General features: G+C 69.2%; 24 protein-coding genes and 1 tRNA gene. 6 read left to right on the top strand and 19 right to left on the bottom strand.

The genetic code is table 11. The features are described 5' to 3' along the window. Window positions 1-41 precede the first annotated feature (41 nt). The 4 genes from HB662_RS19860 to HB662_RS19845 all read left to right on the top strand — a co-directional run bounded on the left by HB662_RS19860 (window position 42) and on the right by HB662_RS19845 (window position 3,582). Window positions 42-1,043, top strand: coding sequence for a CoA transferase (locus HB662_RS19860; protein WP_168052005.1), 1,002 nt, complete (start codon window positions 42-44; stop codon window positions 1,041-1,043). Continuing rightward, window positions 1,036-2,091, top strand: coding sequence for a CaiB/BaiF CoA transferase family protein (locus HB662_RS19855; protein ID WP_168052003.1), 1,056 nt, complete (start codon window positions 1,036-1,038; stop codon window positions 2,089-2,091). Before HB662_RS19860 ends, HB662_RS19855 begins: the two co-directional genes overlap by 8 nt. A gap of 75 nt (window positions 2,092-2,166) precedes the next feature. Beyond that, window positions 2,167-3,111, top strand: coding sequence for a Bug family tripartite tricarboxylate transporter substrate binding protein (locus tag HB662_RS19850; protein WP_168052001.1), 945 nt, complete (start codon window positions 2,167-2,169; stop codon window positions 3,109-3,111). Window positions 3,112-3,492: 381 nt separating this feature from the next. Beyond that, window positions 3,493-3,582 (top strand) — tRNA-Ser (locus tag HB662_RS19845). Window positions 3,583-4,304: 722 nt separating this feature from the next. Here HB662_RS19845 and HB662_RS19840 read toward each other — a convergent pair. From HB662_RS19840 to HB662_RS19780, 13 genes are all read right to left on the bottom strand, one after another. Beyond that, window positions 4,305-4,478, bottom strand: coding sequence for a hypothetical protein (locus HB662_RS19840; protein ID WP_168051999.1), 174 nt, complete (start codon window positions 4,476-4,478; stop codon window positions 4,305-4,307). Next, the gene (locus tag HB662_RS19835; RefSeq protein WP_168051997.1) at window positions 4,475-5,542 is read right to left on the bottom strand and encodes an ATP-dependent Clp protease proteolytic subunit; all 1,068 of its coding nucleotides are present in this window, start codon (window positions 5,540-5,542) and stop codon (window positions 4,475-4,477) included. Before HB662_RS19835 ends, HB662_RS19840 begins: the two co-directional genes overlap by 4 nt. After that, entirely contained in the window at window positions 5,539-5,835 is a 297-nt protein-coding gene (locus HB662_RS19830) for a hypothetical protein (RefSeq protein ID WP_168051995.1), read from the bottom strand. Before HB662_RS19830 ends, HB662_RS19835 begins: the two co-directional genes overlap by 4 nt. A 15-nt stretch (window positions 5,836-5,850) precedes the next feature. Next, window positions 5,851-6,258, bottom strand: coding sequence for a hypothetical protein (locus tag HB662_RS19825; RefSeq protein ID WP_168051993.1), 408 nt, complete (start codon window positions 6,256-6,258; stop codon window positions 5,851-5,853). Further along, window positions 6,255-6,623 carry a hypothetical protein gene (locus HB662_RS19820; protein WP_168051991.1) on the bottom strand — a complete coding sequence of 123 codons (369 nt, stop codon included), beginning with the start codon at window positions 6,621-6,623 and terminating at the stop codon, window positions 6,255-6,257. The genes HB662_RS19825 and HB662_RS19820 overlap by 4 nt, the downstream gene beginning before the upstream one ends. A gap of 102 nt (window positions 6,624-6,725) precedes the next feature. Beyond that, window positions 6,726-10,364 carry a tape measure protein gene (locus HB662_RS19815; RefSeq protein ID WP_168051989.1) on the bottom strand — a complete coding sequence of 1,213 codons (3,639 nt, stop codon included), beginning with the start codon at window positions 10,362-10,364 and terminating at the stop codon, window positions 6,726-6,728. A gap of 32 nt (window positions 10,365-10,396) precedes the next feature. Beyond that, entirely contained in the window at window positions 10,397-10,804 is a 408-nt protein-coding gene (locus HB662_RS19810; RefSeq protein ID WP_168051987.1) for a hypothetical protein, read from the bottom strand. Then, complete coding sequence (locus HB662_RS19805) at window positions 10,797-11,561, bottom strand: hypothetical protein (protein ID WP_168051985.1); 765 nt, start codon at window positions 11,559-11,561, stop codon at window positions 10,797-10,799. The genes HB662_RS19810 and HB662_RS19805 overlap by 8 nt, the downstream gene beginning before the upstream one ends. After that, on the bottom strand, window positions 11,558-12,508 hold the full coding sequence (locus HB662_RS19800; RefSeq protein WP_168051983.1) for a helix-turn-helix domain-containing protein: 951 nt from the start codon (window positions 12,506-12,508) through the stop codon (window positions 11,558-11,560). The genes HB662_RS19805 and HB662_RS19800 overlap by 4 nt, the downstream gene beginning before the upstream one ends. 31 nt (window positions 12,509-12,539) lie before the next feature. Continuing rightward, window positions 12,540-12,818 (bottom strand): hypothetical protein, encoded by a 279-nt coding sequence (locus HB662_RS19795; protein ID WP_168051981.1) that lies wholly within the window; start codon window positions 12,816-12,818, stop codon window positions 12,540-12,542. A 44-nt stretch (window positions 12,819-12,862) separates the two neighbouring features. Beyond that, window positions 12,863-13,081, bottom strand: a complete 219-nt coding sequence (locus HB662_RS19790; RefSeq protein WP_168051979.1) for a helix-turn-helix transcriptional regulator — start codon at window positions 13,079-13,081, stop codon at window positions 12,863-12,865. Between the two features lie 139 nt (window positions 13,082-13,220). Then, entirely contained in the window at window positions 13,221-13,499 is a 279-nt protein-coding gene (locus HB662_RS19785; RefSeq protein WP_168051977.1) for a hypothetical protein, read from the bottom strand. A 423-nt stretch (window positions 13,500-13,922) separates the two neighbouring features. After that, window positions 13,923-14,129: a hypothetical protein gene (locus HB662_RS19780; protein ID WP_168051975.1), complete on the bottom strand. Its 207-nt coding sequence runs from the start codon at window positions 14,127-14,129 to the stop codon at window positions 13,923-13,925. Between the two features lie 85 nt (window positions 14,130-14,214). On the opposite strand from HB662_RS19780, the gene HB662_RS19775 reads away from it, so the two are divergent. Then, window positions 14,215-14,610, top strand: a complete 396-nt coding sequence (locus HB662_RS19775) for an Arc family DNA-binding protein (RefSeq protein ID WP_168051973.1) — start codon at window positions 14,215-14,217, stop codon at window positions 14,608-14,610. A gap of 361 nt (window positions 14,611-14,971) precedes the next feature. Here HB662_RS19775 and HB662_RS19770 read toward each other — a convergent pair whose 3' ends face one another. From HB662_RS19770 to HB662_RS19750, 5 genes are all read right to left on the bottom strand, one after another. Continuing rightward, the gene (locus tag HB662_RS19770) at window positions 14,972-15,436 is read right to left on the bottom strand and encodes a PIN-like domain-containing protein (RefSeq protein ID WP_168051971.1); all 465 of its coding nucleotides are present in this window, start codon (window positions 15,434-15,436) and stop codon (window positions 14,972-14,974) included. Next, a complete protein-coding gene (locus HB662_RS19765) occupies window positions 15,433-16,137 on the bottom strand; it encodes a MerR family transcriptional regulator (protein ID WP_168051969.1) in 705 nt (234 codons plus the stop codon). The genes HB662_RS19770 and HB662_RS19765 overlap by 4 nt, the downstream gene beginning before the upstream one ends. Before the next feature lie 137 nt (window positions 16,138-16,274). Further along, a complete protein-coding gene (locus HB662_RS19760; RefSeq protein ID WP_168051967.1) occupies window positions 16,275-16,586 on the bottom strand; it encodes a hypothetical protein in 312 nt (103 codons plus the stop codon). Between the two features lie 66 nt (window positions 16,587-16,652). Then, window positions 16,653-18,011 (bottom strand): tyrosine-type recombinase/integrase, encoded by a 1,359-nt coding sequence (locus tag HB662_RS19755; protein ID WP_168051965.1) that lies wholly within the window; start codon window positions 18,009-18,011, stop codon window positions 16,653-16,655. Window positions 18,012-18,679: 668 nt separating this feature from the next. Further along, window positions 18,680-19,150 (bottom strand): hypothetical protein, encoded by a 471-nt coding sequence (locus HB662_RS19750; protein ID WP_168051963.1) that lies wholly within the window; start codon window positions 19,148-19,150, stop codon window positions 18,680-18,682. A 160-nt stretch (window positions 19,151-19,310) separates the two neighbouring features. Here HB662_RS19750 and HB662_RS29350 point away from each other — a divergent pair, with 160 nt between their 5' ends. Then, window positions 19,311-19,529, top strand: coding sequence for a transcriptional regulator (locus tag HB662_RS29350; protein ID WP_245185778.1), 219 nt, complete (start codon window positions 19,311-19,313; stop codon window positions 19,527-19,529). Between the two features lie 692 nt (window positions 19,530-20,221). On the opposite strand, the gene HB662_RS19745 is transcribed toward HB662_RS29350, so the two are convergent. Further along, window positions 20,222-20,428, bottom strand: coding sequence for a hypothetical protein (locus HB662_RS19745; protein ID WP_168051961.1), 207 nt, complete (start codon window positions 20,426-20,428; stop codon window positions 20,222-20,224). Window positions 20,429-20,798 lie beyond the last annotated feature (370 nt).

Below are 20,798 nucleotides of genomic sequence, written 5' to 3'. Positions count from 1 at the left end.
TGCCGCGGATAGCCGGCGGGTGGCGCATCCGGGAGGATCACATGGACAAGCCAGGACCCTTCGCCGGCCGCCGCGTGCTGGACCTGTCGGCCCGGGCCGCGCAATTGCCGCACGCGCTGGCGGTGGCGATGGCCGCGCGGCTGGCCGCGGATTTCGGCGCGGAGGTGGTGCGTGCGCCGGCCGAGGGCGCGGACCCTCTGGCGATGCTGCCGCCGCTGCTGCCGGATGGCAGCAGCGGCCTGGCGCGCTTCCTTCTGGCCGGGCGCAGCGCCGCGGCGCCGTGCGAGATGCGCTTCGACGCCGCGATCGGCGACAGCCTGGCGCTCGAAGGCGTCGCAGCGCCCTTGAAGGTGCGGCTCAGCGTCTTCGGCGCCGGCGACGACCCGCCGATGAGCGAGCTTGGCCTGCTCGGGCTGTCCGGCATCCTGGCGGCGGTGCAGCCGCGGCAGGGCGTGCCGGTGCGCCTCGGCGGGCATCAGGGCGCCTATGCGGCGGGGCTTTCGGCCTTCACCGCGCTGGCCGCCGGGCTGCGAGCCGGGCGGCCGGACACCGTCGATGTCTCGCTGTTCGACGTGGCCTGCTGGCTGAACTGGAAGGCCGCAGCCTCCGTGCTGCTGCTGGGCGATGCCGCGGCGTCGCGGGAGCAGCGTGGCGGCTGGCATACGCTGCCGGCCGCCGATGGCCATGTCTGCCTGGTCTATATGGCGAAGGATTGGCCGGCGCTGCGCGACATGGTCGGCGATCCGCGCCTGTCCCATGCCGACTTCGCCACGCAGAAGACGCGCGGCCAGAACCTGGATGCGCTGGACGACATCCTGCGCCCCTGGTTCGTCGCCCGCAGCCGCGCCGAGATCACCGCTGCCGCGCAGGCGCGCCGCATCCCGATCGGCCCGGTGCTGTCGCCCACCGAATTGCTGGCGGACCGGCAATATGCCGCACGACACTTCCTGGCCCGCGACGGCGCCCCCCGACTGCCCCTGCTGGTGGATGGCGCACGGCCGGATTGGCGCCGCGCCGAACAGGAGCTTCCGGCCGATGCATGACGCGATGCATGATCCGCTACCCCTCGCCGGCATCCGGGTGGTCGATCTCGGCTGGCTCACGGCCGGCGCGGCCAGCTCGACTTTGCTGCTCGACCTCGGCGCCGAGGTGGTGAAGGTCGAGGGCCCGAATGCGCTGGATCCCTTCCGCGACTGGGTGGGCGCGGAGGCCGCCACCGATTGGTGGAACCGCTCGCCCTTCTACAATTTCACCAATCGCGGCAAGCGGTCCGTCTGCCTCGACCTGAAGGACCCGCGCGGCGCGGCGGTGCTGCTGCGTATCCTGGAAGGCGCGGATGTGCTGGTGGAGAACTTCCGGCGCGGCATTCTGGCCGGCTTCGAATTGGCGCCGGCCCTGCTGCGGCAGCGCTTCCCGCGCCTGGTCATCGTCAGCATTTCCTCGCAGGGCGAGGATGGGCCGGATCGCGACCTGGTGTCCTTCGGCTCGACGCTGGAAGGGACCAGCGGCCTCGCCGCCCTGACCGGGGATGCGGCGGGCGAGCCGGTGATCACCGGGCGCAACATCAACTATCCCGACCAGGTGGTCTGCCTGTTCGCCGCCGGCGCCGTCGTCGCCGCGCTGATGCAGCGCGACGCCACCGGCGAAGGCGCGCATCTGGACCTGTCGCAGCGCGAGCTGACCTCCTTCCTGCTGGGCGAGGAACTGGTCGCCGCCGCGGCCGGCGCGGCCAGCACGCGCCGGGGCAATCACGACCCGCGGGACCCGGCGCAACAGGTGGTGGCGCGGCAGGATGGGCTGCGGGCCGAGTGGTCGGGCGGCAGCGTGCCGGTGCGCGATGCCAGCGCCCTCGCCCATGCCGCCGACTTCACCGCCGGCACCGCCATCCTGCGCGACCCGCAGGGCGTGCCGGCCAAGGGGCTGCCCTTCCGCTTCGCCAGCAACCCACCGCGCATCACTGCCGGCACCAGCGGACTTGGTGCCGACAACCACGCGGTGCTGGCCGAAGCCGGATTGCAGGAGGCGGAGATCGCCGCGCTGGAGCAGGCCGGCGTCGTCGCGACCAAGCCAAGGCGAGGGCCCGCCGCCTGACAGGCGGTGCTCGCCGACCACCAATCGCCGGAACGGGACCAACCCGTCCGGATCACCTTCGGGAGGAACCGAGACATGATCCAGAGAAGAGCCCTTTTCGCCGCCACCGCGGGCCTGGCGCTGGCCGCCCCGGCCATCGCCGAGACCTGGCCGTCGCGGCCGGTCCGGCTGGTGATCCCCTACCCGCCCGGCGGCGGCACCGACATCGCGGGCCGCATCCTCGGCAACAAGTTCGCGCAGATCCTCGGCCAGGCCGTCGTCATCGAGAACCGGGGCGGCGCCGGCGGCATGATCGGCACCCGCGCGGTCGGGCAGGCGCCGCCGGATGGCTATACGCTGCTGTTCAACGGCACCGTGTCGATCCTGCGCGACAATTTCGACCCTCGCAGCGTGGTGGACCACGTCGTCCGCGTCGCGGCGACGCACAACATCCTGGTGGTCAACCAGACCATCCCCGCGCGCACGGTCCCGGAGTTCATCGCCTATGTGAAGGCGAATCCGGGCAAGGTGAACCACGGCACCTCCGGCCCGCTGGCGTCCCAGCATCTGGCGGCGGTGATGTTCGACCTGATGGCGGGGACGCGGATCGAGAACGTCCATTACCGCGGCACCGGGCCTTCCGTGGTCGGCATCCTCGGCAACGAGGTACAGATGATGTTCGGCTCGATGAGCGCGGTGCTGCCGCTGATCCAGGACGGCAAGCTGCGCGCCCTGGCGACGGCCTCGGCACAGCGGTCGCGGATGCTGCCCGACCTGCCGACGGTCGGTGAATTCCTGCCCGGCTATGGCGCCGAGCTCACCTATTCGCTGTGCACGCCGATCGGCGCCTCCGCGGAGCTTAAGCGCCGGCTTGAGCAGATGGTGAAGGTGGCGCTGGAGGATGAGGCGCTGGTCGCCGAGATGGGGCTGCGCGGCTTCGAGCCGCAATACGAGATCGGCGACAGCCTGAAGCGCTCCATCGAGCTGGACATGGCACGCTGGGTTGACGTGGCGAACCGTGCTGGCCTTACGCTGAGTTGAGCGGATAGCGCGCGGGGCGCGCCGCAAGCGACGCGCCCCGCCGCCAGGCCCGCCGGAGGGCCAGACCAGCGGCGCGACCGGCCCATATTCCGGTGCAGCCTGCTGCTGGGGCCCCGGCCAGGCTTCGCCTTCTGGCTGCCGTGCTGGCCTATCCGCTCAACCGTGACATGCGCCTCGGAAGCCGGCCCTTGGCCCTGGCCATGGGATTGCAGGCTGGGACATTCCTCTGCGACGGCGACAGAGATATAGTGCAGCTGGCTGGCTAGCCTGCCGGACTAGGTTTTCCGCCATGCATGGCGCAGAAACACCCGCCCGGTCTAAAGGTCGGCACAGTGTCGCAAGCGCAGAAGTTCCAGTCTTAAGCGCTTCAAGACACTGGACGGATGGGTGGCAGAGCGGTCGATTGCAGCGGTCTTGAAAACCGCCGTGGGTTTACGCCCACCGTGGGTTCGAATCCCACTCCATCCGCCATGACGCCAGGAAATCCGGGCCTTTCGAGGCATCGCGGCAAACCTACCCCTCCCCCTACCCCCAAGGCATAGAATATCCTTCGGCGCCGAAACCAGTTGCGTTTCGTTTCGGCTGAATCGCGCGAGCCCTGATCCGGCGGAGGCGCGATTCGGCGGCTGGCGGCGCGACTTGGCGGCCGGAGGCATGGCCCTGCGTCTGCGGCGCAGCATCACCCTTCGGCCTGGAGCCGGGGCGCCGGCGGATCGTCAGTGCCAATGGAGGCGGGCGGCGGCGCTGCGGATTGCTGACCAGATGCGGTGGGGCTACCGGCCGTGGCCCCGGGATCCGGCCCCCTTCCGGCGCCTCCGCCGACGGCATCGCCCGCATGAATTCTCCGCTTGGCGCCCATTGCCGGCGCCGCCGGAGCAGCCCGCGCCCAGCCTGTGATTTCGAACTTCCTCGGGCGACCGGCACCCGGACGCGCACCACCGCGTGGCATGACTTCTGTCCTATCCGAAATCAAAGGGTCGCAAATCAAACAGCCCGGAAAATTCTGTGAATGGGAGTGGGTGCGGTCCCGGCGCTGCGGCGTCTCAGGACTTGGACACCCCCCCCGGTGCGTTGCTCGACGCATCTGGACTGGCGGGCAGTCCTGCCGATGTGGCCTGGCCCGCCCGGGCTGCGCCGATGGCTGTCGGCCAGCCTGAGCCGAACGTCCGAGCCGATCATCGCCCCCGAGGCGCTCAGTGTCCGTGGCCGCAGCCACGCGCGCCGGAGTGGGCCGCCTCCTTCGCGTCTGCCCGCTCTTTCCGGATCCGCGCAACGGCGGCGATGTACTCGGCATAAAGCACCCGGATGCGGTCCTCCGCCGCGCGGTCGCTGTCGGCCTCGGCCTGACGGGCTTCAAACTCGGTCATGCAGTTGGCTCCTCGATCGCGTGCGGACGATCCCCAATGCGCTGAACCCAGCCCCAACGCCTCGCTTCCACGGCGCTGAAGCAAAAGTCCTCGCCGCGCCGCTGCCATAGGCGCAGCATCGCCGGAGGCGTCTGGGTTTCGGTCGCGTAGGTGATCAGCGCGTGCGCCTGACCATCGTCAAGGCGCTCCGCCTGCCGTCGTAGCCACGCGGCATCCATGCGCGCGCCTACCAGCGCGGTCTCCGTCGCTGGATGATGGACCATGAACGTGGCCTCTGCAGCGCAGGAGCGCGGATAGCACGCGAGGAGCACGAGCGTGGCGGCGCTTGCGCAGCGTCCCGAAACGTAGGCTTCAACCCTTGCCGGGTGGGCCGCAATGGCGGCGCAGATGCCGTCTTCCTCGGCCACCGAACCGCCCAGTGAATCGATGTCAAGCACGATGGCTCGGCCTGGATGACGATCAAGGATCGCCTCAATCGTCGCGGCGGAGAACGCGGCGGGGCCGATGCCGCCATGCAACCGCACCAGAATGGGCGGCTCGGCTGGGGCTTGGCGGGCGACCAGGCGGCTGTTGAGGCGGCGGCGCAGCAGCGAGCGCGCCGCCTCATCGGCTGCCTCAACCAAGCCGCCGAGAGTGCCCGGCATCGCGGCTTGTGCGGGCAACTGCGGCAGGGCCGTGAAGTAGGCCTGCAACGCCGCTTCGTTTTGCTGCTCGTCTGGCCACGAGGCGGTCTCGGAGCGCCGGCTGCGTCGGCAATCGGCCTCCGCCGCAATGAGGCCAACCGAAGCCGCGGCAAGCGCGCTCGTCTCCGCGTCGATCCGCTGAGCGATTTCAGCTTGAAGGTCGGCCGCATCCAGCAGGCAACCCAGCAGGGAGCGGACCGAGGGGCTTGCGTAGGTGTCGGAAATTCGATCCCCGCTGTATGCCTGCACGACTGTTTGCAGCCCGTTGTGCAGGATGCCTACCGTTGTGGCGCTCCAACGCTGCAGGGCGGGGAGATGATCCAAGGCTGCGGATTTCGACCGCTGCCTGACTTGCGCGATCATTGCCGCCGTATCGGTCATTCGGCTGCGCCGCGCTTGACGGCCAACTGCCAGCCGCCGGACGCCTCGCCGGGCCTCGTGCCTTCGCTGGCGGCGCAGCAGAACCAGAGTCCTCCCTGATGGGTCACCAGGTCGCCACGTCGATACTTCGCGGATGCCTGCCACGTACCCGAGAACCGGAGTTGGTCTTCTTCTAATCTGGTCATGCGTGCCTCGGCGGCGGCCATCTGCTCGCGAAGCGGGCCCATCTGCTTCTCGAGCAGTATCTGACAGCCATTGACCATTTCCGTGGCCAGCCGGTCTACGTCGAGCATCACCTTCTCCTTCGCTCACGTCTTCGCTGAATCGGCACCCACTGCGGAGCAGGTGCGGAGGGTGATCGGCTTGCGCGGAAACCGGCCGTTTACGTAGTCGTGCCAGGACTGCACCTGTTCCGGGCGCGTCATCACGACCAGGACCCGCGGGCGCCGGCGCGCCTGCGCTACAATCAGCGCGCGGTCGGCATCGGTGCCAATGTGCGTCGTCACCACCACCGCGCTGGCCCAGTGCACAAGATCGAGTGCGCCACTGAAGCCGGACGGCCCTACGCAGCGCGTGACGTCATCGGCGACGGTGACCACCTGCCTGGGTCGGCGCAATGCACTCAACTCGCCATGTGGCAACGGCCTGCCGTTCCGCACCACGACCAGGCGCGCAACTGGCCTCTGGTGCTGCGCGGCGGAAATTACCTGCATCACGCGCCGGGCCTCGTTTCCGATATCTCGGACTGGCTGGGGGTTACAGAGGCCGGCACGAGGAAGGGACGGAATGGCAGAACCTGCGCGCCCGATCCGGCTGACTTGCTGGCGGCTGCCGTGCCTGCCGAGCTGAGGGCGGCGGCATGCTGCGCCACGCCCTGCACGATGGTCTCCGCGGCTACGGCGCGAAGCTCCATGAGCATCAGGCGGATGCGCAGGGCGCCCGGGCATTCCTTGTCCGGGATCAGCTCAAGGAGTCGACTCAGCTCGACGCGTGAAGGCTCAAGTTGGGAAAGCGCCCTGACGATAATGCCGCGGATCGCATCGCATTGCGCACCGAGCAAGGCGGCTTCGTCCGGCGTCATCGGGCCAGCTCCTTCCAACACATCACGAGCGCCTTGATCTGCCTCGGCAGCTTCAATGTCCCCTGACGTCGATGTTGCAGCGGGTACGCCACGGCCGCCATGTTATGCGGCTCGCGCGGCAAGCGCGGCGACCTGCGCCGACAAGCGGGTGAAGCCGATCAGCAATTCACTCAGCACCGCCTTGGTCGCGCCGCCGCTGCTCAGGACTGCATCGGCCACGACATTCGCGCCCTGGACCGTGGCGTCGACGACGCTGCCGAGGTTCGCGACGTCAGCGTTCGGCGCCACGGTACGGATGGTGTCGGAAACCAGGCCGGTGAGAGAGCCGAAGCTGCTGGTGGTGCCCTCGATGCCGCGGATCACGCCAAGGGTCGATTGCGCGACCCGGCTGAACTCCGTGACGTTGGCGCTCGACGGATCGGCCATGACTGCCTGCCGCGCGGCCTCCAGAGCCTGCCTTGCTGCGGTGGTCTGAGCCTCCGGGGACAAGCCTCCAAGCCCACCGAAGGTCAGCTGTTCCATGAGCCCTCGGGCGGCGCGGTCGCCCGCTGTGTCCACGGTAGCCCCAGTGGAGGGCGGCGCCGATGCGTCGGCCTGGATCTTCGCGCGCTGGAGGGCCTGCACCTCTTCCAGACGGGCAAGCTGCGTCGCCGTATCCTCGCTGGACGCCGCCATGCTCTCCAGCGCGTCGCGGGTCTGGCGCAGGTTTGCGGCCGCCTGCATGTCGAATTCGAGCAGCGCCGCCTCGACGTCTCGGCCGATGGCACGGAAGAACTCGACCGTGATGTTGTCGTTCAGCGCCTGGTACGCCGCGTTGCGGTCCGCGATCACCTTGGCGACCTGCTCAGCCTGGATCGCCTCCAGCTCGGCCGTGGCCAGCCCATAGTTGCGGGCCTGCTCGATCGCTGGACCAAAGGTGCCCGTGATCTGCTGGACCGCGGCGTCGAACGCCGAGACAGGCTCGCGGAGCCGAAGCATTGCTTCGTATGTGCCGGTGACGAACTCCGCGGACGCGACCGCCGCATCCACGCCGCCTGTGATGGTGTTCAGCGCGGTCTGGACATTCTCGTTCTGCGACGAGAAGCTGAAGCGGTTGATCGCCTCAGCAAAGCTCGCGTCCTGGCTGCCGTCGGTAGGCCGCACGCCGCCGGCCGTGATGGCGCGCCGGTTGTCGTTGACCGAAATGCCGGCCCCGTACAGGCGGGCATTGGCCTGGGCCAGGTACTGCTGCGCCTGGGCATAAGCCTCCTCGCCTTCCAGGCCGTCACCGGTCATGGAAAGCGGGTCGAGACCGAACATGCCGTTCTGGCTCGTCAGCGTGTAGCCATAGGCGTTGGTCTTGGGGCCCGGGCCGATCAGGCCGCCGGCGCCGCCGCCCATCAGGCCGCCGAGGATCGCGCCGAGAACCGGGCCGCCGAGCATGGTCCCGATGGCGAAGCCAGCAATGGACCCGGCGCCGGCGCCGATCTGGGCGTTGGTCTGGCGCGCCTCGCTGTCCCCCGCCAGGTACCCGCCCAGCAGCGAGCCGCCTGCAAATCCCAGGCCGATGCCGCCGAGCGCCGCTGAGGCGGTGGTGGAACCGAACAACCCCGCCTGGGAGACCGCACCGCTCGAGGCAGCTCCGCCGCCGAGTAGCATCCCGTTCGCGCCTGTCGAGACCGCGACGCCGTTACCGAACAGACCGCTGCTGACGCCGAGGCTGTTGATGCCGGCCGCGATTCCAGTCGCGCTTGCGCCCGTGTAGGCGCTGTATGCGCTGCTGCCGAGCGAGTAGAGGTTCGACAGGCTGCCGAGCATGCCGCCTGCGGCGCCACCACCGCCGGCAGAGACGCCGCCCAAGGCGGATAGACCAGCACCGCCACCGCCACCTGCGAACGCGGCCACGATGGGCTGCACGATCGGTCGGATCAGCGCCTCGGCAGCCATCCTCGCAATGGTCCGCCTGAACGTCGCCCACATGCTGTCCATCAGGCCAGCGAAGCCGCGGCCGTTCTGGTCGTACATGTCGGCAAACGCCTCGGCGCCGTACCGCACGATGTCGTCGGTGGTCCGCTTGTTGTCCTGCGCCTGGCGCTCGAGGAACCGCTGCTCGTTCTGGCTGCGCTGCTCCTGCGCCCGCTCATCTGCGGCGCGCCGCGCCGCCGTCATCCGGTCCAGCGAAGGCTGAACCGCGCTGACCGGGAAAACGGTCTGGTTCGGGTCGGAGGATGCCTCGTAGATGGAGCGGTTGACGTCCTGCAGCGCCCTGGCCGCGCCTCGCCCCCGCTCCTCCAGCGACTTCAGCGCATCAGCGCGCTCGCGGTCGGCCGCGGCGGTGAGGCGCTGAGCCTCAGCCTGGTTGATCGCGCCACGCTCCAGCTGCTCGTTGATGGCGGAGACCGCGCGCTCGTGCGTCGCACGGATCGTGCGTTCCTTGTCATAGGACGAACGCAACGCCTCCAGGCCTTGGTCGAGTTGCTGGCGCCTGGAGGCGGTACGCCGCTCCCCGGCCTCGACCGCCTCGTTGAAGGCGCGGAGGTCCCCTTCCTGCTGGATTGCCAGGGCGCGCACCTGCGCCGTGGCCAGCACTTCCAGCTCCTGCTCGAGCTGCGCCTGAAGTTCGGCTCGGCGATCCGATCCGGTCTGCGAAGCGGCGACGCCCACCAGTTCGGACCGGATGCTGCCGCGCTGCTGCTGCGACCTCAGCCCAGGCTCGAACTGCTCAAGCTGGCGGCGGAGTTCCGAGACGCGAGCCTCGGATCCTGCCACATCATTGGTGGCTCGCTCGCCGGCGGTGGGCAGCAGCCCGCGGCGCACCGCGTCGATGGCGCTGGCCGCGCCGGTCAGCGTGCGCGCGATCCCCTGCGATAGGCCCAGGGCCTGGTCGAGGTCGGCCAGGAAACGGGTCGTCGCTGTGCCCAGCGCCTGAAACCCGCGTTCCATGGTCGGCGGCAGCTTGCCGAACTCCTCGTTGATGCCTTCGGCGGAGCGAAGGAGCGCCGGCATGACGCGATCGGCCGTGAGCTGGCCTTCGCTGCCCATCCGGCGCAGTTCGCCCACGCCGACACCCAGTTCGCGCGCCAGCGCCACCGCCAGGTTCGGCATGTTCTCCAGGATGGAGCGCAACTCGTCGCCCTGCAGAACTCCGGAAGCCAGCGCCTGGCCCAGCTGCTGCGTCGCGGACTGTGTCTCCTGGGTGGATGCGCCGGCGATGCGGCCGGCCTGCTGGATGGTCTGGACCAGCTTGAGGACCTGCTCGTTCGTCGCCCCGATCTCGCGCCCTGCGATGGCGAAGCGCTGGAACGCCCCCGCGCTGTCGCCGATGCTGACGCCGGTCTGCAGGCTGATCCGATAGAGCTTGTCGTAGACATCGGCCGCTGCCGATACGGATCCGGTCGCGCTGGCCAACCGACCCAGCGTCGCCTCCATCTGGTCGCCGGCGCGGGCCACCGCTGTCCCGGCAACACCGATGCCGGCCAACGCCGCCGCCGCCGCGGCGCCACCAACGCCGATGGACGACAGGATCCCGCCGATTGGACCAAGCCGGCTGCCCATGCCTTCCAGCGCCCGGGTGGCCTCGGTCGCCGCGGCAGATACCGTGCTGAGCCCAGTCTGGCCGCCCCGTCCGGCCGCCTTCTGCGCCGCATCCTCCAGCCGCTTCAGAACCCCCTCGCCGGCCGGCCCGAGCTCGCGCAGCTTGCGGAGCGTTTCTTCCGCCCCGGCCACGCTGAGACTCAAGGTGATGTTGCGACTGCCGCTCATGGTTACAGTTTCGGCGCCATCTGTTGCAATTTCTACGGGAGATTATTGCAACGCGGTGTGCGGTTCGCAGCCGCGATGTTCAGAAGCTGGCGCCAAGCCAGCGGGCGGCCGGCGTTGAGATCGAGGATCTCAGCTACAAGTTTTCGACGCGCATCACCTTGGCCTGGCGAAGCCACCGTGCACGCGCGCCTGAGCTCGGCCTCCAGGGCCTTCGCCGCCACCGATCGTGGGAGGTGGCCAGAAAGCGCGTCGCGGATCGCCGCATCGCGTCGATCCAGGCGTGCGCCGCGCGATACCCACTTCGGGAGCATCGCCTCCACCGCTGCCCGCTGCGCGTCGTCACCACCGGCCAGTGCGGCCGCCAGCGCCGCCAGCGCTCGCGCCAGGGCCGATCCCGGCGGTGGCGCCACGTCGCCGGCGGCTGCCGCTTCGTCACTCATCTTTGCCGAGTTGTCGGCGCAAATGCTGCACGCGGAACGCCGCGATTTTGGCGAACGGGCCACCACCGGAAGCGGTGCGCTGATAGTGGGCCAAAAGAGCTTCCGGAGAATAATGCAGCGGCCGATCGCCACCGGGCCGCGCCCTGTCTTCGCGCGAGCTGGCCAGCAGCTCCGCCACGCGCGCGCGTGCCGCGGCTGCCATCGCCTCCCGCTCTGCCGGCGTGGCGGGCGGCTCGGCCGGGCCGGCGCGGAAGGTGTTCATGGCGGCATGCAGCCTGGCGCGCTCGCGGCGCAGGTCATCGGTTTCGGGCGTCAGGATGGCGAGCATCTCGTGAAGGCCCGGAAACCATTTATGGGCTGCGGCGACCGCCTTGGCGGATCGAAGCGTGAAGCACCGCCGGGGGAGCTCGCGCAGCGCGGCGCGTAGCGCGGTGAAGCGTATCCGCATTTCGTCCGGGTCGCGCGGGTGGCCAATCATCCCGGCGCAAATCATCAGCCACGAATTGATGGTCGGATCGTCGCAGCCGCCGGAGAGGGCTCGCTCGAGCGCCGCCAGGCGTTTCGAGATCTCCTCCTGGACCACCGCGACCTGGCCAGCAGCGAGGCGCGGCGCATCGTTGTCGGGCCTGGCCTCGCGCGCTGATACAGCTAGCGAAACGGCTTCCTCCGCTGCCTGCGACATGGGAGCAATCCGCGGCGGCGCCTCCGGTAGCGGTTCGGTACTGGCGCCCGGGCGGATGGGTGCGATCTGGTTCATCTGGCCTCGAAGTCCCCATCGATCTCGTGCCGCGGCCGCTCGCCACCGCCGGCCGGAGAACTGGCCTCGGCCATTTCCCTCATGGCGGTGAAGGCGCTCGCCGGCGTTGCCTGTTTGTTCCGGTAACGTGATTGGTTAAGCCCCGATGCGCCGCTGCCTGCCGCTGCAGCGCGGCGGTTGGGGGCGAAGAGGCCGCGGTACCCGCTGGCGATTGAGTGGGCGATCACGTCGGCTGGGTCGTGGCCGTCTTCGCGATGCTTGCCCAACTCGCGGATGGAAAGCACCGCGGCTTCCTGGGTCCAGTGCTTGCCTCGACGGTGCCGGCACCAGGCGTCCCAGTGCTCGGGAGACAGCCAGGCCGGCAGGTCCACCACCACCGCAGCGCGCGCCTCGCGCGCCTTTGGGTTAGATGAGGGTTCAGTAAGGGTTCTAGAGGGTTTATGGGAACCCGGTTCCGATCTCAGGGAACGTGGTTCCGATTTCACGGAATCCGGTTCCGGTTCAAAAGGAATGCTGTTCCGATTTTGGTTCGGAACGAGGTTCCGATCCTCGTCCGGAACCGGGTTCCGATCTTCGGTCGACGGCAGGGGCCGATTTGCCGGCCTGTGGCTGCGCTTCTGAACCGGAACCCCGTTCCGCTTTTTCGCGAACGTCGTGCCTTTGTTCTCCACCACGAGGGTCCAGCGCGGGTGCACGCCCCTGCTCATGACGCCGCGAATCGCGCCGGCCTCGATCAAGTCGTGCAGCGCATCGCGGACCCCCCGGTCGGAAAGGCCGGTCTCCTCCGCGATGGCGGCAGCGGCAATCCAACAGGTGTAGTCGTCCTCCCGGCCCGCGCCGTCCTTCGACGGCTCCCGCGCTGCATCGGCCAAGACGAGGAGAACGAATTTTTGTGCAGGCGTGAGGCCGCGCGACGCGCGCGCCCACCGGAGCGCCGAATTGCTCATAGGGTGGCGCTCCGCCCTGTCCGCAGCACCTTCACCCCAGCACCCCGCGTTCAGCCATCCAGGACGCCACGCACGCGGCCGCATCGGCTTCGCTGGTGCTTCGCAGCACCGCCAACAGGCTCACGGCCCCCTCGCCTTCCTGGCAGGTGTGGCGGTGCCACCACCGCCCCGTGATGAGGCACAAGCGAACATCTGCGCCGGCCTCGCCGCGCGATCCGGCTCGGAGTTCCGCGCCGCGCCGGCGGGCGCCTGGCAGCAGCTCCATCGCAATCGCCTCGAGGTAGGGCAGCGCCGCGGCGTTCAGCGGCACCGGCGCCGCACCGAGTGCAGGGCCAGCCGCCATGCTTCGTGCGCTCACGCCGCCCGCCTACGGCGCTGCCGGACATCGACGGTTGGCGCTGCGGCAAGGAAGGCGCGCACGCTGGCGGCGTCCACCAGCGTCGCGCGCCCTACCTTCAGGAGCCGCACCTTCCCCTCCGCAGCCAGCCGGTAAAGGGTCGAGCGGGACAACCCGAATAGCGCGGGCGCCTTCGGCAACGGCACCGCTTCGGGCTGCGGCGAATTCACCTTCATCGGGATTCCTTCACGGTGTGCCGGGCACGGCGGCGCGGCGCGGATGCGTGTTTCGGGTGCCGGAAGCGGTGCCGGATGGCTGGTCGAACAGCCTCCGCGCGCGGCCGGCTCGGCGCCGGTGCGCCTTGAGTGTTCGTCGTCATGTTGAGCGTCGCGCCGACGGCGGGCCGGCCAGGCGCAGCAGCGCCTTCAGGATGTTGAGCGCATGGCCGCCCCATTCTGCGGGCACGTCGTGCCCACTTTCGGCGTGACGTGGATCCTGCTGCGCCTCGGCCACAACGGATTGCGCCAGCGCCAGGATGCCGGCGATGCTCTGCGGCTCCACCGCATGGCGCACCGCCGCGAGCGCCTTCAGATAGCGCTGCGTCAGCGGGCAGTCTTCGGGCTCAAGGTCGCCGCCATCGCGGTTGACTTCCACCAGCGCCGCCTGGTGCTCGGCACATGCCACAAGGATGCCTGCGTCGGCGTGGTCTGCAGCCAGCGCCGGCACCCCAGCAGCGGAAGCGGCCCGTGCGGCGCGGGCCGTTGTGCCGCACCTGCTGGCGGGAGCGCGAACCCGGGGCCCCGGCGCACGGGTTCGGGGATCTGCGACGGCCCGGCGTGCGCGCGGAGGCGCAGCCTTGGCGATCGTGGTTTCCGCCGCGGTGACGAGCGGCGGAGACACGGGTTGCGCTCCGGCCTCGCATATCGCGGCATCGTCGCCAGGATGCGGCGCCGATCCGTCTGGACATTCGGTGGCGGGCGAATACGTTGCTGCACGAGACATGACCGACTCCTTCGGTGGTGTCAGGCCGGGCTGCCCGTTGCAGCGGGCGCCGGCCGGTGTTCGGCGGCGGCGCTGCTACGCGTGCTGCGCGGGCGTCGCCGCCGACAGCGATTCATCGGCGCTCGGCGCGAAGCTCTCGTTTTTTTCGCAAGCGACAGCGGCTTCGATGATGTGCAGAATTTGGCCTGTCAGGCTGCGTCGTTCACGCCTCGCGATCGACTTCAGGCGGGCGTGCACGCCGGGCGCAACGCGCAGGGTGAGACCGACGGTCGGGTTTGCCATAGAGTTTGTCTCCACACGGTGTGGAGTGACATTCCCCACGGTGCGGGTATCATGTCAACATATTTCGTGTGGAAATTGTGCGGAAATGGCTCGCGACGATCCTGAGATCAGGTTCAGGGCGCCTCCGGCCCTGAAGGAAGAGCTGGAAGCCGCCGCCAAGGCGAACGGACGTTCATTGAACGCGGAGGTCGTTGGGCGGCTCCAAATGTCGTTCAGCGCGACTCGTCGCGAGCGACTGCAGGCCCAATTGCAGGCACAGATGGAGCGAGCCCAATTGCAGGCGGAGGCGGAGCGAGCCCTGTTGCAGGCACAGATAGAGGCGGAGGCTGGTGGACGTGTGAGCCCGAGTAGCGTCCTGCCAGCTTTCACGGCCGTGGATGGCCGCCGACTTACGGCATCCATGAATCTGATCGCGAAGCAACTCGATGAGCTGAAAGAACTATTGAAAAGCCGACCATCTCGCGATGATTTAAACGATTAGTTGAGCGGCCGAGCGGCGCCCATTGCGAGTGGGGTACCGGCCGGGTCTTGATGTGGTCGGCCAGGCTTTCGCCGAGAGTGCCAACCGGCCCGGGCCCGTCGCGCCCCGGCGCCTTCTGCGCCAGAACTGCGTGGGGGATGCGGAGGGAATTGGGGCGATCGCTGGATAGCTGAAGCGCGCGTGCAATTCACAAGCTGGCAACGGTCATGCGCCTCGACCCGAAGCCTTCATTTTTCGGCGGTAGGTGGCAAGGGCTTCGGTGCCAGATGGAGGCATGCGGCGGCGCGCGAGGCAGAACTTGTTCGCTTCCTCCACCGTCCACCGCGGCAGTGGAAGACTGACGGCCTTGATGTCAGACCAGCTACTCTTTTGGGTGAGGGCCCCGGGGGCGATGTTGAGTCAGTCGGCCCGCGATCTTGTCCCAGCCGCGCCAGTTTCGCGGCGGCTTCATTTTCAAAGACCATCCCAGCTCGCGCAGCTGCGGCGGCGTCTCCTTTGCCGCCTCAAGGATCAACGGCCAATGAAGCAGGAGGCGAGCCACGAGCACGTGGTCATCATCGTCCTGCCAGCCGGGCGCCAGCACGATTCCGACGCAGGACGACGCCAGGAGCGCCTGGATCTCTAGAGGCCTGCGGCGCATCTGGCGGTCGTGGGTGATGAAAAGCGCCCCGCCTTCGCTGGTCAGCCGGCCAATCCAGTCCGGGTCCTTACATCCCTGCCCATAAAGGCGCGTCACGTGCTCGACACGACAGCCGCAGGGTTCAGCGATGGGCGTCAAGCATTCCACCAGCCAAGGCGGCAGGCATGCGTCTATGACGATCCTCAAGCCGCCGGCCGAAGGTCGGTCTGGAAGCGGTGCGCTTCTATCACGGCATCCGGTTCGACGTTGTACCGGCGGGCCACCTTGGCTGCGTCTCCGCCGAGCCGGATCAGGTCCTCCGCGAGAATCGCGGCCGGCACACCGGGTTCAACAATAGGCTCTCCAAACTGGCGGTTCGGGTCGATCAGCACGTGCCGGTACTGCGCGCGAGGGCGCCAAGCTTCAATGAAGCCATCCGCGGAGAAGCTAAGCTCCTCCCGGAAGGTTCTTTGCAGGAGGTCCACCATGACATGCTGACGCGATGCGAGCTCGAGGCCCTTCTTCACGCCGTCCGCCGCCACCGCCTGGGCGAGGATCGTCACGCCATCGCTCTCGAAAGTCAGGCGCCCGGTGCGCTGCTCCTGACGCAGCACGCGGCGAAACTCAGGTAGGTGCTTGAGAATACGCGGCCATGAAAATCCAGCCTTACGAAAATGGCCGCAGAATCTCATTTCTATGAGGTCGGCGAACGTCACCAGAGGATCGGCAGTCGCCGACGACAGTCGCGAACCCAGCAGCGGCTTACGGTCCGGCTTTCCGGCATCATTGGCGGGGCGAGCGTAGCCCTTCACCCAGGCGCGCGCTTGGCGCGGGGGCACCTCGGCAAGTCGGGCCGCCTGCGTCACCTCGTAGACGCCTACCCCCAGGAACTGGCTGATGGCATTCACTGCTGCCTTGCCCTCACGGTACTTCTCCCGGTGCCGGCGACGCGGCTTCGTTGAAACACCATACGGGACGAGTCTTTGCACCTCAACGAGAGACGCGCCGATTAAGCCGTCGAAGCCAGGTGCGGGTGGTAGCCCTGCTACAGGCCCTCAGCCCGCCCGCGCTGCGGCGCCTGCAGGTACCGACTGTGCTCCTCCGGCCGAGATGCGCCCCTTCCCTGCCCTGCAGCGGCTGCAACCTCACGGATCGCCTGTTCTCCCGCCTGCGCGAGCTTATTCATCTCGCTGACGCGCCGGCTCGGAATGCCGATCTCGGCGAGGGTTGCGCAAGTGCCCGAGGCGCGGGCACTCGCCTGGACGCCCCTGCCATGTTCGGCCTGCGTGGCGACCGCGCCCCGCGCCTGCGCCGCCGTCAGCTCGGCGCCGATGCGCGCCTCAGCCAGCAGCACCACGAGATGGCACTGGTTCTGCGGCTCGGCTCCGCCAGCGGCGTCCCAGGGATCAAAGGCTGCAGCGCGCTATCCAAGCGCCTGGCGCCTGGCGCGCGCTGCTACAATGCTCCGCAGCTCACCACCCCCGGCGGGGCGGCCGGCCCATTCGCCCCACGCTTCCATCAGCGGCCGGCGCTTCTCGAGTAGGTCCGATCGGGCATAGGCGGCCTCCACCTTGTCCCTCACCGAATGGGCCAGCGCGCGTTCCACCACCTCCCGCCCCTCCGGCCGGATCTCGCCCGCCCAATCGCGAAAGGTGCTGCGGAAGCCATGGGGCACCACCGCCCGGCCCTCCTGGTCGCACCACTCCGGCGGCGCGTCCGGATCTGCGCCGGGCCCCGGTTCGTTCATCCGCCGCACCACCGCGGAGAGCGTCATGTCGGAGATGGCGCGGGTGGCGGTGGCACCGAAGATCAGATCGGCGCGCTTCGGGTCAGCCGGACGGGCCGCGCGAAGCACGTCCACTGCGGCTGCCGACAGCGGAACGCGATGGGTGCGACGGCCCTTCATCCGGGCGCCTGGCACGATCCACAGCGCCGCATCCAGATCAACCTCTCCCCAGGTCGCGCCGCGCACTTCGCCGGTTCGAGCGGCGGTAAGGATGGCGAAGCGGAGCGCTGCGGCCCCCTGCCCCTCCACCTGCGCCAGCGCAGCCATGAAGGCCGGCAGCCGCTGCCACGGCAGGGCCGGGCGGTGCTGCACACGCTTCACGCGCCTCGGCGGCGGGAGTTCTTCGGAAAGTAGGCCGCGCCAGCGGGCCGGGTTGTCGCCGGCGCGCCAGCCGCGCACCCGCGCCAGGTCAAGAATGGCCTCGATGCGCTGGCGCAGGCGCGATGCAGTTTCGGGGATCTGCGACCAGATGGGGCGCAGCACCTGCAACACGTGCGGCGTCCCGACATCGGAAACAGGCATGTCGCCGAGGATCGGATGGGCGTGCTGTTCCAGCGTCGCGAGCCATTGCGCGGCGTGCTTCGGACTGGACCATCCGCCCTGCTTCGCATCCACAGTGGCGCGCGCCGCGTCGCGGAAGGTCACTGCGGCGGCCTTCGCCTCGGCCTCGGCCCGCTGGCGCGCCGCGCGCTCCGCCTCCCGCGCTTCGATCGGATCGGCGCCAGCGCGGAGCGTCCGACGCGCGGCCTCGGCCGCATCCCGCGCATCGGCCAGGCTCAGGCCGCGACGGCCGTCGGGATCGCACGGGCCGAGGCCCATCTCACGCGCCTTGGAGCTTCGGGTGTAGCGGAGGATCCAGCTCTTCGCGCCATCCGGCGTCACCTGCAGGGCGAGCCCGCCACCATCTGGCAGGCGCTCCGGCCGCAGCTTCCCGGTGCTGGTGGGTTTGCCCGAGTGCTTGGCGGCGCGGACCACCGCGACGGTCAATTTCGGCATCGTCGGAAGTGCCTACCGGTGCTGCAGTTGCGCACGCTACCCCTGAACTGATTCCCAAGACCAGCGGCACCGAAGGAATCAGCAGGAAGCGAGCCGAGACGGCTGAGGCATGCAGCGCGGCCCTGAAATGGTGCCTTAGCTGAGGCCTACAGCCGAAATTTGCGCCGGAATAACGCGCCCGGGAACGGCACCCGCGCGCCGCAATGCTGGCGCACCTGGTCGCCTAGTCGCCCTGTGTGCGCGTTGGCGGTGGTGGCTGACCCTCGCCGGCGCGGCGCCGCCGCACGGTCAGGAACGGCTTAAGCGCCACGCGGCGGCTGCCGAGCACAGGACAAGGGACGGCGAGGAACCCGCGCGACATGGCGCGGTCGCACCCCTGCACCAGCGGACAGCCCGCACTTACGCAGGGAATCGGCCGGAAATGCGCGTAGGGATCGGGAGGTGGCGGGGTCCATGGCGCACTATTCATGCGGCACCGCCAGTCAGGCGGGCCCGCCGCACGCTCGCCAAGACGCCGGCCAGGTAGGCGAAGGCGGCGACCAGCCGCGCGGCGTCGGGTGCATTCGCCCGCAAGGGAGCGATGGCTCGCTGCGGCTTGGGGAATTGCAGGATAACGGCGCTGGGGCCGTGCGGCGTGTCCTGTGCGCTCTCTGCGCGCGTCGGGGCGCTCACGCCGCCGCCTCGGCACCATAGAGGCGCAGCAGGTCCAGCGTGAGGGCCTGTGCGAAGTCACCGGCCGGGCGATCAGACCAGCCGCCGTCCTCGCTCCGCTCATGGCTGGCCAGCGCCACCGCCACGCGAGCCAGCGCCACGATACCCGCGAGGCTCCGGGGTGGTGTGGCCTTCACGGCTGCACTCGCTGCCTGAACTGCCTGCCATAGAGGATCTTCCTCCGCTTCGAAGACGTCACCCGGCGCCGTGTTGTAGGTGACGACAGCCGCCAGATAGACCCCCAGCCGCTCGATCAACTGGGCGTCGGCGGCAGTGTCCAGCAGCGCGGCAGGCTGCGCGGGGGCTGCCAGGTTCAGCAGCAAGGCTGGCGGCGGCGCAGTGGCAGCAGCCGGGAGAGCCAGCCCCACCGCGGCCGCGGCAACTGTTCGTCTGCCCATCTTGGGCGTGATATCCTGGGCCTTAGCCATAGCGCGCTCTCCTAGCTCGCGTTGTGGTCAGGCCGGGCGGTGGCGGTGCGAACGCCTCGCTCGGCCGCAATCTCTTGCCCCGTTATCGCAACACGGATACTATTTTAGCGCAATGCAAAATAGTAACCCTGCGGCGATTCTCCTCCCGATCCAGTGCAAGATGGCGCGCGCCGCAACGGGCCTAGGGGTGCGGGAACTGGCTCAGGCCGCCGCCGTGGCGGCCAACACCATCGCCCGGCTAGAGCGCGGCGAGGCTTTGAAAGCATCCACCCTTGCCGCCATCCGCGCAGCCCTGGAGGCTGCTGGCGTCGTGTTCATAGCCGAGAACGGCGGCGGGGCAGGCGTGAGGCTCAGGACGCCACAGGGCGGTGCGGAGTAGCCGCAGACTTCTTCTCGGCGTTCGCAACGCAACCTTGTCGCCCGAGACGATGCGCCATCGCTTCCCGCTCCGTGCCGAGGCCGGCCCCCGCCCCTGGCGCTTCGGGTGCAGGGATAGACCCAGCTCCTGGATCCGGCCGGCGTCACCTACAGGGCGCGCCCGCCACGCTCGGCCGGCACTCCGGCCGCACGCCCCGCATCTGGTAGGGGTGCCACTTTGCCTGGTGGTTTGGCCGGCCGCGGCCTGCATCCCGTCCTTTGGGAAGAGCCTCACCGGCGCTGCCCGCGCTACCCCCAATTCTACCCCCAAGAGCAGCGGCGCCGGAAGGAACCGCTGGGATACGCGCCGGGATTGTTAAGCCGCGTGGCTGTGCCGAAAATCCCGCCTTAACCGTGACATGGAGCCGGAACTTGCTTCGGCATGGAACAGCGTGGGACGCCGCTCATGCTGCGCCCGGGGCGCCATGGCAGACACTCCATCCGCCATGATGACAGGTATCCCGGGCCTTTCGAGGCCTCACGGCAAACCTAATCCGCCGCCCAAACTGCCAGCGGATCGTTTCGCGCGATTCGCGCCTTCGCGGCCCCTTGAGGCCGGTCCTGCAGCCGGACGCGCGACCTGGTGGCCGGCCGTGCCTTGTTGTGCCCGTGCCATGCCCGCCATGTGGCGCGGGTGAGGCCGATACGAAGCGGTCAGCCGCCGGTCGCATTCCCCGCGCTGCCGTCGAGGCCGCTAACCCCGCCATCGTCACCCGTCTCGCCGCCTGCCGCGCCGCCATTCCCCTCCAGGGTGAACATCAGGCCGTCGCCACGGCCGCCGAAGCCTGCGCCATCCGCACCGCCGAAGGGGCCCGCGCCGCCGCCGCCCGTTCCGCCATCGCCTTGGCTGCGCCAGGGCAACGGGCCTCCGGAATGGTCACCCGTCCGACGTCAAGCGCGGCGTCATCCAGCGGTTGCGGCGTCGCAGGCCGGTTCTGCTCCTTGGTCATGGTAGCCCGTCCCTTCATCCTGCGCGCTCGCTACCACGCAACGCCGGCTGCCAGGAACACGCTCTCCCTTCTCCGGCAAGAGGCTGCGCCTTGGCCTGGCGGGTGTCGAACACGAAGGAGGTGGAGCTCTGGCTGGGGCGACGTATCCCGGCCTGTTGATGCGGCGCATGGCCGCTGGCCCTGATGCAATTCACGGCCTCGGTGCGCCACTGCGCCGCCTGGATCGGGCTCGCGCCCGAACGGTGGCAACGAGCGCCGAGGCGGTGATTGGACCGATGCAG

The sequence above is a fragment of the Falsiroseomonas frigidaquae genome (genome assembly GCF_012163145.1).
Taxonomy (GTDB): Bacteria; Pseudomonadota; Alphaproteobacteria; order Acetobacterales; family Acetobacteraceae; genus Falsiroseomonas; species Falsiroseomonas frigidaquae.
This window is presented reverse-complemented; position numbering and strand designations above follow the sequence as displayed.